The sequence below is a fragment of the Rhizobium sp. 18055 genome, from assembly GCF_902706285.1.
Lineage (GTDB): Bacteria > Pseudomonadota > Alphaproteobacteria > Rhizobiales > Rhizobiaceae > Rhizobium.
Window position 1 is genome coordinate 1 of the sequence record NZ_CACSKD010000361.1, and the last position, 420, is coordinate 420.

At 62.1% G+C, this 420-nt stretch carries 1 protein-coding gene; it reads right to left on the reverse strand.

Translation table 11 applies throughout. From position 1 onward, the window contains the following. Positions 1–4 precede the first annotated feature (4 nt). A partial coding sequence (locus GVL52_RS32350) for a hypothetical protein (RefSeq protein WP_210254136.1) occupies positions 5–420 on the reverse strand: 416 nt, incomplete at its 5' end.

Genomic DNA, 420 nt, shown 5'->3' on the forward strand with positions numbered 1-420 from the left:
CCATTTAGGGAGTCGCACTCGATGCAGGCGCTCTCGCCTGCTCGTTCACCCAATCCAGGCTCTTGCCCTTGACGCACCACGCAGGATCGCGAACCCAGTCCGTGAACCACAGCGTGGGCTGGCCCTGGAGGGCATGGCATTGCGTGTAGCCGATGCTGGGCATCCGAGAGCGTGCCAACGCAGCGGTGACCGGGATCAACAGCATCGCCACTACACCCGCAAGCACTGCGGCGATGAACGCGCGCTCGAAAGGCTTGATGATGCGGTCGCTACAGGGAATCGCGCGCATGGAAGCGACGACGATGCCGAGAAGACAAAACGCGGCGATGAATGGCGCTACCTGCACGGCTGGTCCGATCCGAACTACTGGGGCACGTTCGGCAACTCCCTCCATCGTCGGAATCATGATGCAGGTGACCA